This window comes from Vibrio sp. 1978 (assembly GCF_033344345.1).
In genome coordinates, this window is the sequence record NZ_JAWPOP010000004.1 from 68,619 (window position 1) to 84,303 (window position 15,685).

At 43.2% G+C, this 15,685-nt stretch carries 17 protein-coding genes; 13 read left to right on the plus strand and 4 right to left on the minus strand.

Annotated features, from left to right (window positions below; genetic code table 11):
• Positions 1-13 precede the first annotated feature (13 nt).
• The 10 genes from ccoN to uspE all read left to right on the plus strand — a co-directional run bounded on the left by ccoN (position 14) and on the right by uspE (position 9,015).
• Positions 14-1,441 (plus strand): cytochrome-c oxidase, cbb3-type subunit I, encoded by a 1,428-nt coding sequence (ccoN, locus tag R8N49_RS05560; protein ID WP_005396488.1) that lies wholly within the window; start codon positions 14-16, stop codon positions 1,439-1,441.
• A gap of 12 nt (positions 1,442-1,453) precedes the next feature.
• Positions 1,454-2,074, plus strand: a complete 621-nt coding sequence (gene ccoO, locus R8N49_RS05565; RefSeq protein ID WP_005377475.1) for a cytochrome-c oxidase, cbb3-type subunit II — start codon at positions 1,454-1,456, stop codon at positions 2,072-2,074.
• A gap of 9 nt (positions 2,075-2,083) precedes the next feature.
• A complete protein-coding gene (locus R8N49_RS05570; RefSeq protein WP_005377485.1) occupies positions 2,084-2,257 on the plus strand; it encodes a cbb3-type cytochrome oxidase subunit 3 in 174 nt (57 codons plus the stop codon).
• On the plus strand, positions 2,257-3,231 hold the full coding sequence (ccoP, locus tag R8N49_RS05575; protein ID WP_005377487.1) for a cytochrome-c oxidase, cbb3-type subunit III: 975 nt from the start codon (positions 2,257-2,259) through the stop codon (positions 3,229-3,231). Before R8N49_RS05570 ends, ccoP begins: the two co-directional genes overlap by 1 nt.
• A 105-nt stretch (positions 3,232-3,336) precedes the next feature.
• Positions 3,337-3,813 (plus strand): FixH family protein, encoded by a 477-nt coding sequence (locus R8N49_RS05580; RefSeq protein ID WP_005377489.1) that lies wholly within the window; start codon positions 3,337-3,339, stop codon positions 3,811-3,813.
• A 4-nt stretch (positions 3,814-3,817) separates the two neighbouring features.
• Complete coding sequence (locus tag R8N49_RS05585) at positions 3,818-6,181, plus strand: heavy metal translocating P-type ATPase (RefSeq protein WP_186584252.1); 2,364 nt, start codon at positions 3,818-3,820, stop codon at positions 6,179-6,181.
• A 15-nt stretch (positions 6,182-6,196) separates the two neighbouring features.
• Positions 6,197-6,361 carry a cbb3-type cytochrome oxidase assembly protein CcoS gene (ccoS, locus tag R8N49_RS05590; protein WP_186584254.1) on the plus strand — a complete coding sequence of 55 codons (165 nt, stop codon included), beginning with the start codon at positions 6,197-6,199 and terminating at the stop codon, positions 6,359-6,361.
• A gap of 8 nt (positions 6,362-6,369) precedes the next feature.
• Positions 6,370-7,050: a sulfite exporter TauE/SafE family protein gene (locus R8N49_RS05595; RefSeq protein ID WP_017634899.1), complete on the plus strand. Its 681-nt coding sequence runs from the start codon at positions 6,370-6,372 to the stop codon at positions 7,048-7,050.
• 90 nt (positions 7,051-7,140) lie between these two features.
• On the plus strand, positions 7,141-7,887 hold the full coding sequence (locus R8N49_RS05600) for an FNR family transcription factor (protein ID WP_005377497.1): 747 nt from the start codon (positions 7,141-7,143) through the stop codon (positions 7,885-7,887).
• A 180-nt stretch (positions 7,888-8,067) separates the two neighbouring features.
• Positions 8,068-9,015, plus strand: coding sequence for a universal stress protein UspE (gene uspE, locus R8N49_RS05605; protein ID WP_005377500.1), 948 nt, complete (start codon positions 8,068-8,070; stop codon positions 9,013-9,015).
• 140 nt (positions 9,016-9,155) lie between these two features.
• On the opposite strand, the gene ttcA is transcribed toward uspE, so the two are convergent.
• From ttcA to R8N49_RS05625, 4 genes are all read right to left on the minus strand, one after another.
• A complete protein-coding gene (gene ttcA, locus R8N49_RS05610; protein WP_005377502.1) occupies positions 9,156-10,049 on the minus strand; it encodes a tRNA 2-thiocytidine(32) synthetase TtcA in 894 nt (297 codons plus the stop codon).
• Between the two features lie 198 nt (positions 10,050-10,247).
• Entirely contained in the window at positions 10,248-10,910 is a 663-nt protein-coding gene (locus R8N49_RS05615) for a DUF2987 domain-containing protein (protein WP_025766641.1), read from the minus strand.
• A gap of 13 nt (positions 10,911-10,923) precedes the next feature.
• Complete coding sequence (locus R8N49_RS05620; RefSeq protein ID WP_186585044.1) at positions 10,924-11,760, minus strand: glucosaminidase domain-containing protein; 837 nt, start codon at positions 11,758-11,760, stop codon at positions 10,924-10,926.
• Entirely contained in the window at positions 11,753-12,550 is a 798-nt protein-coding gene (locus R8N49_RS05625; RefSeq protein WP_005389175.1) for a hypothetical protein, read from the minus strand. The genes R8N49_RS05620 and R8N49_RS05625 overlap by 8 nt, the downstream gene beginning before the upstream one ends.
• Positions 12,551-12,950: 400 nt before the next feature.
• On the opposite strand from R8N49_RS05625, the gene potA reads away from it, so the two are divergent.
• From potA to potC, 3 genes are read left to right on the plus strand one after another with little or no spacing between them, the layout of a single operon-like run.
• Positions 12,951-14,066, plus strand: a complete 1,116-nt coding sequence (potA, locus tag R8N49_RS05630) for a spermidine/putrescine ABC transporter ATP-binding protein PotA (RefSeq protein ID WP_017634901.1) — start codon at positions 12,951-12,953, stop codon at positions 14,064-14,066.
• Positions 14,047-14,907, plus strand: coding sequence for a spermidine/putrescine ABC transporter permease PotB (potB, locus tag R8N49_RS05635; protein WP_005377512.1), 861 nt, complete (start codon positions 14,047-14,049; stop codon positions 14,905-14,907). Before potA ends, potB begins: the two co-directional genes overlap by 20 nt.
• Entirely contained in the window at positions 14,907-15,677 is a 771-nt protein-coding gene (potC, locus tag R8N49_RS05640) for a spermidine/putrescine ABC transporter permease PotC (protein ID WP_005389180.1), read from the plus strand. The genes potB and potC overlap by 1 nt, the downstream gene beginning before the upstream one ends.
• Positions 15,678-15,685: the final 8 nt, after the last annotated feature.

Consider the following 15,685-nt stretch of genomic DNA (forward strand, 5'->3'; position numbering starts at 1 on the left):
TGGAAGCATGCAAATGAGCCAAGTAAAGCAGCTTGAACAAAACTACAACTATACAGTCGTTCGCCAATTTACCCTTGTGACCATTTTATGGGGCATAGTTGGTATGGCTGTTGGTGTTTTGATTGCCGCTCAATTAGTTTGGCCACAGCTAAACTTTGATACGCCGTGGTTGACGTACAGTCGCTTACGTCCACTGCATACTAATGCGGTAATTTTTGCGTTTGGTACCAGTGCTCTGTTCGCAACGTCTTATTATGTTGTACAGCGCACATGTCAAACACGTCTTTTTGGTGGCCCACTCGTTGCCTTCACCTTTTGGGGTTGGCAAGCAATCATCCTGGCAGCAGCCATTACTTTGCCTCTCGGTTTAACATCGGGTAAAGAGTATGCTGAGCTAGAATGGCCTATTGATATCGCAATTGCGCTAGTATGGGTATCATATGCGGTGGTGTTCTTCGGCACACTAGTGAAGCGAAACACGTCACATATTTATGTGGCAAACTGGTTCTTCGGTGCCTTTATTATCACAGTAGCAGTACTTCACATCGTGAACAGCATGGCTATTCCTGTGTCACTTGGTAAATCTTACTCGATTTACTCGGGCGCAGTGGATGCGATGGTTCAGTGGTGGTATGGACACAATGCGGTAGGTTTCCTACTGACCGCTGGTTTCCTAGGTATGATGTACTACTTCGTTCCTAAACAAGCTGAACGTCCTGTTTATTCTTACCGTCTATCTATCGTTCACTTCTGGGCACTTATTTCTCTATATATTTGGGCAGGCCCTCACCACCTTCATTATACAGCGCTACCAGACTGGACTCAGTCTCTAGGTATGGTTATGTCGCTGGTTCTATTTGCTCCTTCTTGGGGTGGTATGATCAACGGTATTATGACGTTATCTGGTGCATGGCATAAGCTTCGTTATGACCCTATCCTACGTTTCCTAATCGTTTCACTGTCGTTCTACGGTATGTCTACCTTTGAAGGCCCGATGATGTCGATTAAGACGGTTAACGCACTTTCTCACTACACAGACTGGACCATTGGTCACGTTCACTCTGGTGCGTTAGGTTGGGTTGCGATGGTTTCTATCGGCTCTGTATATCACTTGGTACCTCGCCTATTTGGCCAAGAGCGTATGTACTCTGTTGGTCTAGTTAATGTGCATTTCTGGCTAGCAACAATCGGTACCGTTCTTTACATCGTTGCGATGTGGATCTCTGGTGTAATGCAAGGTCTTATGTGGCGCGCGGTTAACTCTGACGGTACGCTAACTTACAGTTTTGTTGAATCTGTAGAAGCGTCTTATCCGTTCTACTTTGTACGTTTCCTAGGCGGATTTATCTTCCTATCTGGTATGTTCCTAATGGCATACAACACGTACAAAACGGTAAGTGCACCTAAAGAAAGCCTAAAAGCTATCCCACATCCGGCATAAGGAGATTTAAGAATGAGTAATAATTCTAATAATCGCCATGAAATCTTAGAACGTAATGTCGGTTTGTTGGCTATTTTTATCGTGTTTGCTATCAGTTGGGGTGCTCTTGTAGAGATCACTCCTCTGATTTTCCAAAAGCAAACGACTGAACCTGTAGAAAATCTGCGTGCTTACACTCCTTTGGAGATGGAAGGCCGTGATATCTACATCCGTGAAGGTTGTAACGTTTGTCACAGCCAGATGGTTCGTCCTTTCCGCTCAGAGACTGAACGTTACGGTCACTACTCTGTTGCTGGTGAGAGTGTTTGGGAACACCCATTCCTTTGGGGCTCTAAGCGTACAGGCCCGGATTTAGCTCGTGTTGGTGGTCGTTATTCTGACGAATGGCACCGTGTTCACCTGTTAGATCCTCGTGAGCTTGTACCTGAGTCAAACATGCCAGGTTTCCCGTGGCTAGCTGAAAACGTTTTAGACGGTAAGTTAACTCAGAAGAAACTTGAGCTATTTCGTGATCAGTTCGGCGTTCCATACACTGATGAAGAGATCGCGAATTCGGCTAAAGAAGTAGAAGGTAAAACAGAGATGGATGCAATCATCGCTTACCTTCAGTCTCTTGGTCATGCAATGAAGTAAGGGGATCATATGGATTTCGGTACAATTCATAGTATTTATACCGTTGTACTCTTCGCTAGTTTTATTGGCATCGTATGGTGGGCATTTAGTAAAAAGCGTAAAGCACGCTTTGAAGAAGATGCCAACTTGGTGTTTGCTGACGAAGAACAAAAGACCCCTAATAACCAAGGAGTGAAGAAGTAATGACTACATTCTGGAGTCTCTGGATTATCGTGATTACTGTCGGTACGCTAGTAGGCTGTGCGATTCTCCTGACTTGGTGCGCTAAAGATAAAATGGGCGTCGAGGAAGGGGAAGACATGGGCCACGAGTACGATGGTATTCGCGAGCTAAACAACCCTCTACCAAAGTGGTGGACTTACCTGTTTGTAAGCACATTTGTGTTCGCAGCAGTTTACCTTGCCCTATTCCCAGGTCTAGGTAGCTTCAAGGGCTTTTTAAACTGGCAGAGTTCGGCTCAAACCGTTCGCTCACTAGAAGAGTCAAAAGAAGCCATCGCTGCAGCACAAGAGAACAAGCAACTAAACCAATATGCAAAAGAACTGGATGATGCCGACGCTTACTTCGGCGAAGCATTCCGTAAACTTGCGCACAATGACAGTGGTCTACGCCCAATTCCTGAAATTGCGCAAGATCCTGAAGCATTAAAAGTTGGTCAGCGTTTGTTTTTGCAAAACTGTTCTCAATGCCATGGCTCTGATGCACGTGGTCAGAAAGGCTTCCCTAACCTGACTGATGATGCATGGCTATATGGTGGCGAGCCAGCAGCGATCGTTACAACCATCATGCACGGCCGTATTGGTCAAATGCCAGCATGGAAAGATGCCCTTGGTGAGCAAGGTGTTCAAGAAGTTGTAAGTTACACACTTAGTCTATCTGGTCGTAAAGTAAATGCTCGTGAAGCCGCGGCAGGTAAAGCACGCTTCGTAGTGTGTGCAGCTTGTCATGGTACCGATGGTAAGGGTAACCCTGCAGTCGGTGCGCCTGACCTTACAGACCAAGACTGGTTGTTTGGTGACTCTCGTGCAGCTGTAACAGAAACCGTAATGAACGGACGCTCAGGCGTAATGCCTGCGTGGAAAGACATTTTGGGTGAAGATAAAGTTCAGCTTGTTGCCTCATATGTCTGGAGTTTAAGTAACTCAGAGAGTAAGTAACTGAGATATTACGTAACATAGCAATAACAGCCCCTTTCATAGGGGCTGTCTTTCCTTTAAATTTAACGCCTTACATTTTTTCATTTAGCTGTTGAGAACTTTTTTATGGTAAAGCCTTGGTATAAACAATTTTGGCCGTGGTTCCTAATCATCCTTCCTCTTACTGTCGTAGTTTGGACTGTGATTACTGTGGTCGTTTTCTCGAACAACTCTGTTTCTTTAGTCGCCGAGGATTACTATAAAAAAGGCAAAGGCATTAATATCGACATTAGTAAAATGAATGTCGCTCGTGACCTAGGTCTTAACGCTGAGATTTCCTCTGAAAATAACAATGTTGTGATTGTTTTCGCTAAAGGGAAGCTACCTCATTACCCTGCTCTAACGGCCACTTTCACTCATCGTACTCTTCCTGATCGTGACTTCACAAAGCTTGTAACAGCGGATGCATCTGGTAATTACCGACTAAAAGCTGAGGAATCTATTCAAGGACCATGGTTTGTTGAACTACAACCACACGACAAGCAATGGATGATCCAAGGTAAAGTTGAGTTTCCTGCCTCTTCAACACCGTTAATGAAGTAAGCATATGTGTAAATCCTGTTATCACTGCGGTGAAGATGTACCAGCCAACACGGATTTCAAAGTAGAAATATTGGGTGAAATTCGCGACATGTGTTGTCCGGGCTGCGAAACTGTGGCGCAGACTATTGTCGATAGTGGTCTTGTATCATATTACCAATACCGCACTGCGCCTGCAGAAAAGGCAGATCTAATACCAGAGCAACTCCAAGCTTTAATTCATTATGACAATGCGGATGTACAATCTGAATTCGTACGAAATCGCGAAAATGTTTCTGAAGTAACCCTTTCTTTGGAAGGCGTTTCATGTGCCGCTTGTGCGTGGTTAATCGAAAAGCAAGTTTCTAATACGGCCGGGTTGGTATCTATCCGTGTTAATACAACCACCAATCGAGCGTTACTAGCCTGGGATAAAACTCAGGTACGGTTAAGCGAGCTCCTTTCCGTTATTCATAAACTTGGTTACAAAGCTGCACCTTTTGAAGCAGATAAGCAAGAAGCCTCTTACCATCGAATGATGAAGCAATATCTATATCGGCTAGGTATTGCAGGTTTAGCAACCATGCAGGTCATGATGCTCGCCGTTGCACTGTATCTCGAAGTCTTTGGTGATTTAGAGCCAGAGTTTAAAAGTTACTTTCGTTGGGTAAGTTTGATTTTTGCTACTCCTGTTTTGCTTTATTCCGCTCTTCCATTTTACTTAAACGCATGGCGCAGTATCAAAGGCCGAACCCTTGGTATGGATGTCCCGGTTTCTATCGCGTTGATCTTTGCCTATGTTGCAAGTTTAGTTGCAACAGTAACTGAACAAGGCGAAGTCTTCTTTGAATCTATCTCGATGTTTACCTTCTTTTTGTTAGTAGGTCGATTCTTAGAGATGCGCGCTCGTCGCAAAGCTGCTGCAGCGAGTGGTAACCTTCTTAAGTTGATTCCTGCAATTGCTACAACGCTGGACGGTGATCAGATACCCGTGAAGACGCTAAAAGTTGGCGATCGTATTCGCGTTCTACCTGGTGAACATATCCCCGCTGACGGTAAAGTTATTTCAGGCCGTATTCATATTGATGAATCCATGTTAACGGGTGAGTCAGTGCACGTTGTGAAACGAGAAGGCGATGTCGTCTATGCGGGAACGCTAAACGGAGACGAATCATTTGAACTTGAGGTAGTAAGCTCAAAGGCCGATTCAATGATTTCTAACATCGTGCGTTTACAAGATGAAGCTCAACACTCCAAACCTAAAATTGCGGAAATTGCAGACATTGTCGCCCGTTACTTTGTTGGTGTGATTCTTATTATCTCTGCTGGTACTTGGTTTTACTGGCATCAAACAAAACCAGATGATGCGTTTTGGATCATGCTGTCTGTGTTAGTCGCTACATGCCCATGTGCGCTATCTCTGGCTACTCCGACCGCTCTCACTTGTGCTACCTCTAGAATGGGTAATTTTGGCATTTTGCTTCGTAAAGGCCATGTGTTTGAGACACTATGTAAGATCAACCACTTAGTTGTAGATAAAACAGGCACTCTAACGAAAGGTGATATTGAGATCTGTGAAACAAAGGTACTTAGTGATCTCCCACAGAAAGATTGTCTATCACTAGCTGCAGCTTTAGAGGCTCATGCAAACCACCCTATCGCTCGTTCTTTTGCAACTTACACCAATGATGACTTTATCGTGTCTGACGTGCAAAACGTGATTGGTTCAGGGATTGAGGGTATGTGGAATGGCAAAATCGTTAAGATAGGTAGTGCTGCTTTTGTTCAAGGCAAAGAAAGTGGTGAAAGCCAGGCGGTCTATCTGTCGGTTGATGGCAAGCATGTCGCTAGCTTTTACTACCGCGACCCTATCCGAAAAGAAAGCAAAGCCTTTATTCAACGTTTTGCTGACGCTGGAATTAAGACAACCCTGCTAACTGGTGATTCTCTCTCAAACGCCCAACCAGTGGCGAATGAAATTGGTATCGATCACATCGTCGCGTCAGCAAAGCCAGAAGATAAGCTTGCATACCTTAATAGCTTGGACGAAAACAGTATCACTATGATGGTTGGTGATGGAATCAATGACGCGCCGACTCTCGCCGGAGCTCACCTTTCTGTCGCAATGGGCGGTGGTACAGATGTCGCTAAAGCTTCTGCAGATATGACGTTACTTGGGGATAATCTCGAAAAGCTACTAGAAGCACGTTTGCTTGCACTGCGTACAAGAAAGATTATTCGAGAAAACTTGGCTTGGTCTTTGGGTTACAACCTGTTAATTTTGCCTTTGGCGGTCGCAGGTTTAGTGGCTCCCTACATTGCAGTAGTTGGCATGTCTGCAAGCTCAATTATCGTTGTATCTAACTCTTTGCGCCTGCTCAAAGAGAAATAAGTAGAGAAAGCAAACATGGAAAGTCTTTATATATTGATTCCCATCGCTATCGTTCTCGTTTGTGTTGCTGTCGCCGTTTTTCTTTGGGCGGTAAGAAGCGATCAGTTTGAAGATCTTGAACGGCAAGGGCACAACATTCTTCTCGACGAAGAAGACCAACCTAATAGTGATAAAAAGTAGCGACCTTTATGACTCCTGATTTTATCGGTGCGTTGATGATCGGCTTAGTAGGAGCCGGTCATTGTATGGGTATGTGTGGTGGTATCGCGTCTCTACTTACCATGGGCTCTTCTGCTAAAAATAAAACTACCCCTCTTATCCCCCTCTTCTACAACCTCGGACGATTGATCAGTTATACCTTAATAGGTGCATTAGTGGGTGGTGCTATATCAGGTTTATCTGAGCTTAGTGGGTTAACGCACTCTCTTGCTTGGTTAAGGCTGATTGCTGCGTTATTCATGATCCTGGTCGCGCTGTATATTGCTAAATGGTGGCAAGGCTTACTTTTAATAGAAAAGCTAGGGCAGTATATCTGGCGCTTTATCTCGCCGGCAGGGAAGAATCTGTTGCCACTAAAGCATCCTCTTCACGCGTTGCCATTTGGCTTTATTTGGGGTTGGTTACCATGTGGCTTAGTTTATTCAGCGCTTACTTGGTCGGCGGTTTCTGGTAGTGCGATGAACGGCGGCCTAATTATGCTTGCGTTTGGGCTTGGAACGCTACCTGCAATGCTTATTATTGGATATGGTGCCAATCATTTTCAGAAATTACAAAAATCATTAATATTTAGAAATATTTCAGCATTAATCCTTATTGGGTATGGTACGTATACCGCTGTAGGAGCCTTAGCGTTACTCGGTTTCATATAACGTTAAACTCTATTGAGGTGACATTTTTGCTACCCTTTAGGATTAAGCGATGCTAAAATATTGATGTATATCAAATAGTGAAAGGTTGTTATGATTTCTGAAAAACCTGCAACAAAGCGTATCCAATCAGGCGGTTGCGCCATTCATTGCCAAGATTGTAGCATTAGTCAACTGTGTATCCCGTTCACTCTAAATGAGGCAGAACTTGATCAGCTTGACCAAATCATCGAACGTAAGAAGCCTATTCAAAAAGGACAAGAGCTTTTTAAGGCCGGTGATGAGCTAAAATCGCTATACGCTATCCGCTCTGGTACCATCAAGAGCTATACGATCACAGAGCAAGGTGATGAGCAAATCACAGCGTTTCACTTAGCTGGAGACTTAGTCGGTTTCGATGCTATCACTGGTGACTCCCACCCTAGCTTTGCTCAAGCACTCGAAACGTCGATGGTATGTGAAATCCCATACGAAATTTTAGACGATCTATCGGGTAAGATGCCTAAGCTTCGCCAGCAAATCATGCGTTTGATGAGTAACGAAATTAAAGGTGATCAGGAAATGATTTTGCTTCTTTCTAAAAAGAATGCAGAAGAGCGACTAGCTGCTTTCCTTTACAACCTATCAACGCGTTTTTCTCAGCGTGGCTTCAGCCCTAGAGAGTTTCGTTTAACTATGACTCGTGGTGATATTGGCAACTACCTTGGTCTTACAGTCGAAACGATCAGTCGTTTGTTAGGTCGTTTCCAGAAATCAGAGATCCTAAGCGTAAAAGGTAAATATATCACTATCTTAGACCACGATGCATTGATGGAACTTGCTGGTGTAACTAAAGAATAATACACCCTAATTATTGATGTAGCTCGAAAATGAGCTACATCATATTTCTCATAAATTCCTTTCGAAAGTCCTCAAAAAGTTCTCCAAACTAAGCTACAGTAAAAATGTACGGTGAGTACTCCAAAATACTGATTTAATTTACATTCAGTATCTGGTTTTGCAATAGAAGTGGGCTTAGTTATGAGTATATACAGTAAGATCCTTGTTGTCGCTGACATCAATAATGATGAGCAGCCCGCACTTGCAAGAGCTGTTCAATTAGCTCAGAAAAGTGTATCTAGAAGCCGAATCACTTTCTTTTTATCCATTTACGATTTCTCGTATGACATGACGTCAATGCTGTCAGTGGATGAAAGAGATGCTATGCGTCGAGGTGTCATTCATCAGCGTGAGCAGTGGATGCGTAAAATTGCTCAACCATACCTAAACGATGGCTTCGACTTTGATGTTTGTGTTGTCTGGCACAACCGCCCTTATGAGGCGATTATTGCTGAAGTCTATGCAGGCAATCATGACCTAGTCATCAAAGGCACACGTAAGCATGATGTTTTAGAGTCTGTCATTTTCACACCGACAGATTGGCACTTGTTGCGAAAATGCCCTATTCCAGTGCTTCTTATTAAGAATGCTGCTTGGCCGGAACAAGCAAGTATCCTTGCCTCAGTACATGTGGGCTCAGAAAACCCGACTCATATTGATCTCAACGATACGATGGTCGAGCGATTAAAAGAAATCACCACTCGGCTTGAGGCCAAGCCATATCTTGTTAACGCCTACCCCGTTACACCGGCGAACATTACGATTGAACTTCCTGAATTTGACCCAACGACTTATACCGATGCGGTGCGAGGTCATCATTTAACGGCTATGAAAGCACTACGCCAAAAACATGGTCTTGATGAAGAACAAACGATAGTTGAGCAAGGTTTACCTGAAGATGTCATTCCGGCAGCTGCAGAGCGCTTGAACGCAGCAATGGTTATTTTAGGTACCACAGGGCGAACAGGGCTTTCTGCTGTCTTTATTGGTAATACAGCGGAGCACGTAATTGATAAAATAAATTGCGATGTGTTGGCTCTAAAACCAAAAGGCTACATTAGTCCTCTAGATCCAAATACAGCAACCTAATCTCTCTTTAGTATTGTTATGTATTGAGCGCTTTCAAATAAGCGCTAATAAATCCCCCCAATACAGGGGGATTTTTGTTTGGGAACAGTTAAAGCATTGGGTACAAAAAAGGAGGTCTAATTGACCTCCTTTTTTACGAGTTAGATGTTCGTAACATCGATGAACATTGATTCATCAATATTCGTCGAAGAAACGACAGCCTCATTAAATTCATACTCTTCGCGGTTACCTTCACGATCTAGCGGTAAGTTAACAAAGTCGAACAATTCGCGGTCTGCTAGTTGGCTTGGGCTTACGTTTTGAATTGATTTAAAAATTGCTTCCACACGCCCTGGCGTCTTCTTATCCCATTCAATCAACATTGCTTTTATAGATTGACGCTGAAGGTTCTCTTGAGAGCCACAAAGGTTACACGGAATTATTGGGAAATCCTTGTGCTCAGCGTATTTGATCAAATCTTTTTCACGACAGTAAGTCAATGGACGAATGACCACGTTACGACCATCATCAGAGCGTAGCTTTGGTGGCATCGCTTTAAGGCGAGAGCCGTGGAACATATTCAAGAACATTGTTTCGACGATGTCATCCATGTGATGACCTAGCGCAAGCTTAGTTGCACCAATCTTCTCTGCAAATGAATACAGCGTACCACGTCGCAGGCGTGAACACAGACCACAAGTGGTTTTGCCTTCTGGTACCTTCTCTTTTACGACGGAATACGTGTCCTTATCGACGATATAGTAAGGGATATTCAGTGTTTCGAAATACTCTGGCAGAATGTGCTCAGGGAAGCCCGGTTGTTTTTGGTCTAGGTTTACCGCAACCACTTCAAATTTGATCGGTGCGGCTTTTTGAAGATTCAGCAGGATATCAAGCATCGCGAATGAATCTTTACCACCGCTAATACATGCCATTACAACATCGCCTTCTTCGATCATGTTGTAATCAGTAATGGCATTTCCAACATGTCTTCTTAGGCGTTTCTGAAGCTTGTTGAATTCTAGGGTTTCTTTTCTTGTATCTATTTGGTTCATTGCGGGCTCTCACATCGCCGATAAATCGACTAGGACTTCCTAACATGGGTTTCTTTGGGGCGTGGATTATACGAGCTTTTTACGCAGGATTAAATGTTTGTCTTATTGAGTCTTTAAGAAAAGAGTGTGAAAGATACTTTAGTTACGGTCAAAATTAAAAAAGAGCTGCGATTGCAGCCCTTTCTAAACGTTCAGTGTTCATTTCTTTGCGTTAGGTAGATAAGGTAACACTCGCATCGTCGGTTCTGGTAGTGTCATTGTGCCACCTTGCCCTATTTCACTTAGTGCGACTTGTATCTTGCCATTGACAATTGGCTTTTCGGTTCCGTTTGAGAAAATCACTTTATCATTCAGTTGATTTGCAAACTCCATCGTCACACCTTGAACCTCCGGTGTAAACCAACCCGCAAACATACCGCCTAAATCTTCCAGCATCGTCTGCATTTGAGGTAAAAGAGGCTTAAGTTGGTCGTAAGAAACGTTACCCTGTAATGGTTCTTTGGTCATCACAACAAGTGAGTAATCGCAACGTGTATCTTTTGGGGTATCGACAAAAACCAACGGATTCGCTGACTTTAAGTTTTTATCAACAGGTAAAGGCAACTCTTGTGAAGCAGGGATAACAAACTCTTCATAGTGCTCTTCTTTTTCCATCCAAGCTTTTTCTATCATACAAATTTGTTTAGTTTTTGCGTCCACAAAAAAGACACCAACTTTCACATCGTCATGCCCTTCTTTATTGTTGTTTTTTAGTTGAGTATATAACTTTGAGTACGTGAACATGTACTCTTGAGCTTGGGTTATCGGCGATGCAAGAATTAGCGCCGCACTTCCCAACAGACTTAGGCTTAACTTTTTCATTTTATCCGTTATTTTATTGCGTCCAGTAGGCGTTGTTATGACGAATCATAGCGCGAAGATCGTGTACATAGGCGATGCCACGTTCAGAATAGGCTAGCAACCCATGCGTTAACTCTGACGCGGTTGCGACCGTTAACAAGCCCTTGTTCTTTTCAGCCAGAGATGTTCTGATTTCACGCAGGTCTGCATACGCTGGGTTTCGATTAACGTTCATAAAGTAGCCATGAACAGACTGTTGTACAGAATCGAATTTTTCAACTTCATGAACTTTGTTAGCGCCACGTTGCGCTGGAACAATTCCACAGCCCTTTTTATAACACCATTGGCCGAACAAGTTGTTTGCTTGAGTAGCAAAACGAGAAGTGCCCCACGCAGATTCATTTGCCGCTTGAGTTAGAACCAAGGCTTCAGGTAAGACGTTCACTCGCACAAGCATCTCGTCTAGCCATGCTTGATCAATCTTATCGTTACTCAAGGGCAACGAATACAGAGATGATAACCGCTGAGCATACTCTTGTTGTTCTTGCGTCATTTGTCCCACCTTTAAAGAGGTAAGAAAGGCCCGCTCATGACGAATTCGTTGATTCTCAAGAGCAATTTTAGGCCTTAAAAAATCAAAAAAAGCAGCTTTTTTCTCTTTCGTATCTTTTATTGAATTGAAGTCTGGGATATCACCGATGTATGGCAAGTGTGATAAATCGACATGCTTAATCTTGCCAGAGAGTACGTCAGGATTTTCCACATATTTAAACTGTTTCTCGTAGTGTAAATATGGGCCTATAGAAATAAAAGTGGCGGCTATACAGGTTGCCGCCACTCGTAAACTTATTGATTTCAAAGAATTAGGCATCAAACACCTGTGAGTTACCATCGTGATCATTATCGTTTTTCTGTGTTGTAACGATCTTAAGCTTAATTCCAAACATTTCGCGGTAGAGTATGCCTTTCAAATGGAAGAAGAATGGCAGCACAAAAATCAAGCCAATACCGTAGAACATTGCTGCAATAATAAACATTAACATCACGCCTAAGTAAAGCCCCGCGACCACAAAAATCTTCTTGTTGATTGCGCGAAGTGATAACAGCAACGCTTGCATTGGTGGCACCCTTTTCTCACAAATCAACAAAATAGAGTGACTAAATGCCAAGGAAAGATACAGCGACAGTAAAGGAAAAATCATACCAACCACACCTTGTAGCATTAAGCTCATGAGCGTTGCTAGAATAACAGGAATGGTGAACTGCAACCCCTTTCCAACATGGCGCAACTTAGTCTTCAGGCCGGCGACATGGCTCATAGCCATCAAGCTGATCCCCGCATAAATTGGTGCGCTAATCACCTCATAACTGAAATTCGCGACATAAATAGAAGACACAATATCGTTTGTGAACGACTCTGGGTTCTCAAATGCATCAAGAATAACGCTCAAATCGCCCAACTGCAGTTTTAATGCAATATAGAAAATACCTAACTGGACAAAAAGCAATACAATAATGGCAGGAGAAAATGATAAAAAGTGCTGGATGGTTGCTCGCCAAGCTTCGTTAAAAACCGCGCCAGCTTTAAGCTCGTAGTTGCCAGACAAAGCTCGCTCTACACTCCCCCCAAGATTGAAATCTTTCTCAAAATCGTCGTTCATAGTTTATCCAAGACTAACTTGTAAAATTTTGACTGGAATTCCAGTCAATTAATGTAATCGTCATTATAAAGAAATCTTTCCACATCTAACATCACAACTCACCTACAATCCTTGCAATCTCAACTGTATGGTTGATAATTAACCACTTTCAAGGTCATGAAATTGAAACAATTGTTGAACAAAGTTTAGTGCTATCAAACTGTGTCTAGATGCCAATTAATCTCATAAAAACAGTATGGTAAGGAATGATGGCTTTTTCCTGCAAAATTATTTCTGTTTCAAGATAAGAAAATGCTTTAATTTCACACTTTTGGTGATTATGATGCGCGCCTCAAAAGTGAATGGTTAGTGTCACATCAGCTGGGATAATCCCGGCTTGAACGTGGGGGAAATACAGACGTTGAACGCAAAACCGCAAGCAGGAAAGCCAGTTATTCGTTTATCTGGTATTAGTAAAAGTTTCGATGGTAAGGAAATCATCGGTAATTTAAATCTGGATGTTAATCATGGTGAATTTCTGACGATTCTCGGGCCTTCTGGTTGTGGTAAGACAACAGTTTTACGCATGATTGCAGGTTTTGAAACGGCAGATAACGGTCAAATTATTTTGGATGACCAGGATGTAACACAGGTTCCTGCAGAGCAAAGGCACGTCAACACGGTATTTCAAAGTTACGCATTGTTTCCACACATGACCGTATATGAGAATGTCGCTTTTGGTCTTCGTATGCAGAAAACGCCTACTGCGGACATTGAACCACGAGTAATGGAAGCGCTACGCATGGTGCGCCTAGAAAAAATGGCTCAGCGTAAGCCTCATCAGCTTTCTGGCGGTCAGCAACAACGTATCGCCATTGCGCGTGCGGTTGTTAACAAACCAAAAGTACTGCTGCTAGATGAATCTCTATCTGCACTTGATTACAAACTGCGTAAGCAAATGCAAATCGAGCTTAAACAGCTTCAGCGTCAACTTGGTATTACCTTTATCTTCGTTACGCACGATCAGGAAGAGGCCCTATCGATGTCTGACCGCATTATTGTTATGCGCGACGGTGTTATCGAGCAGGATGGTTCTCCACGTGAGATTTACGAAGAGCCGAAGAACCTATTTGTTGCTCGCTTTATCGGTGAGATCAACGTATTCAACGCAACCATGCTAGAGCGTATCGACGAGAAACGTATCCGTGCAGAAATCGAAGGTGTCGAGTCTGTTGTTTACTACGATCAGGAAGCGCAAGCAGGTGAAAAACTGCAAGTACTACTTCGCCCAGAAGACTTACGTATCGAAGAGATCAAAGAGTCTGAAGAAAAAGGCATCGTAGGTCACGTAACAGAGCGTACCTATAAAGGTATGACGCTTGATTCCGTTATCCAATTGGATTCAGGCATGCGTGTAATGGTTAGCGAATTCTTTAACGAAGATGATCCTGATGTGGACCACTCACTTGGCCAGAAAGTCGCTATCACTTGGGTTGAGAGTTGGGAGGTAGTCCTCAATGATAAGCAAGAAGATTAATCTTCAAAACGCGATCATTACCTTAATCGTCGGTTGGTTAACACTTTTCGTGTTGGTACCAAATGTGATGATTATCGGTACGAGTTTCTTAACGCGTGATGAAGCAAACTTAATCGAAATGACATTTACTTTCGACAACTACTTACGTCTACTCGACCCCTTGTATGCGAAAGTGCTGATGCACTCGTTCTACATGGCGATTGTGGCGACGTTGTTGTGTTTAGTAATTGGTTACCCATTTGCTTACATCATAGCGAAAATGCCAGAGAAATGGCGCCCATTCATGTTGTTCTTAGTTATCGTACCTTTTTGGACAAACTCTCTTATCCGTACTTACGGCCTGAAGATTGTTCTGGGTACACAAGGTATTTTGAACAAATCATTAATGGCGATGGAAATCATCGATAAGCCATTACGTATTATGTACACCGAAACAGCAGTAATGATTGGTCTTGTGTACATCCTGCTTCCATTTATGATTCTGCCGCTTTACTCGGCAATCGAGAAGTTGGACAACACTTATATCGAGGCGGCGAAAGATCTTGGTGCGAACAAGTTCCAAACCATTACGAAAGTGATTCTACCTCTTACAATGCCTGGCATTATCGGTGGTTGTTTGTTGGTTCTGCTACCAGCACTAGGTATGTTCTACATCTCTGACCTTCTTGGTGGTGCGAAGAACCTACTGATTGGTAACGTTATTAAGAGCCAAGTATTGAACGCTCGTGACTGGCCATTTGGTGCTGCGACCAGTATCGCCCTCACCTTCGCAATGGCTGTGATGCTTTACGCTTACTACAGAGCAGGCAAACTATTGAATAAGAAAGTGGAGCTAGACTAATGGGACGCACAGTTAGATTTAGCTTTATGGCGCTGGTGTATGCATTTTTGTATCTGCCAATCATCGTCTTAATTGTTAACTCATTTAATGCCAACAAATTTGGTATGAAATGGGGTGGTTTCACCACGAAATGGTACGAAACCTTAGTAAATAACGACAGCCTAATGCAAGCTGCATGGCATTCATTGAACGTAGCGGTATTCTCAGCGACAGCAGCAACCATCATTGGTAGCTTAACGGCCGTTGCCCTATTCCGTTACTCGTTCAAAGGTAAAGGTGCGGTAAACGGCATGCTGTTTGTCGTGATGATGTCTCCAGATATTGTTATGGCGATTTCATTGCTTGCTCTGTTCCTAGTATTAGGCGCGCAGCTTGGCTTCTTTACTCTATTGATTGCTCACATCACCTTCTGTCTACCATTCGTTGTGGTAACAGTGTACAGCCGCTTAAATGGCTTTGATGTGAAAATGTTGGAAGCTGCAAAAGACCTTGGTGCAAGCGAATGGGTAATCTTGAAACAGATCATCCTTCCTCTTGCTAAACCAGCGGTTGCTGCAGGTTGGCTACTGAGCTTTACCCTGTCTTTGGACGATGTGATCATCAGCTCGTTTGTAACGGGTCCAACATACGAAATCTTACCATTGAAGATTTACTCCATGGTTAAGGTGGGCATTTCACCGGAAGTGAACGCCCTAGCAACGGTGATGTTGATTGTTTCTTTGGTCTTGGTAGTAATTTCTCAGTTGCTAGCAAGAGAAAAAGTGAAGTAGAATCCGCA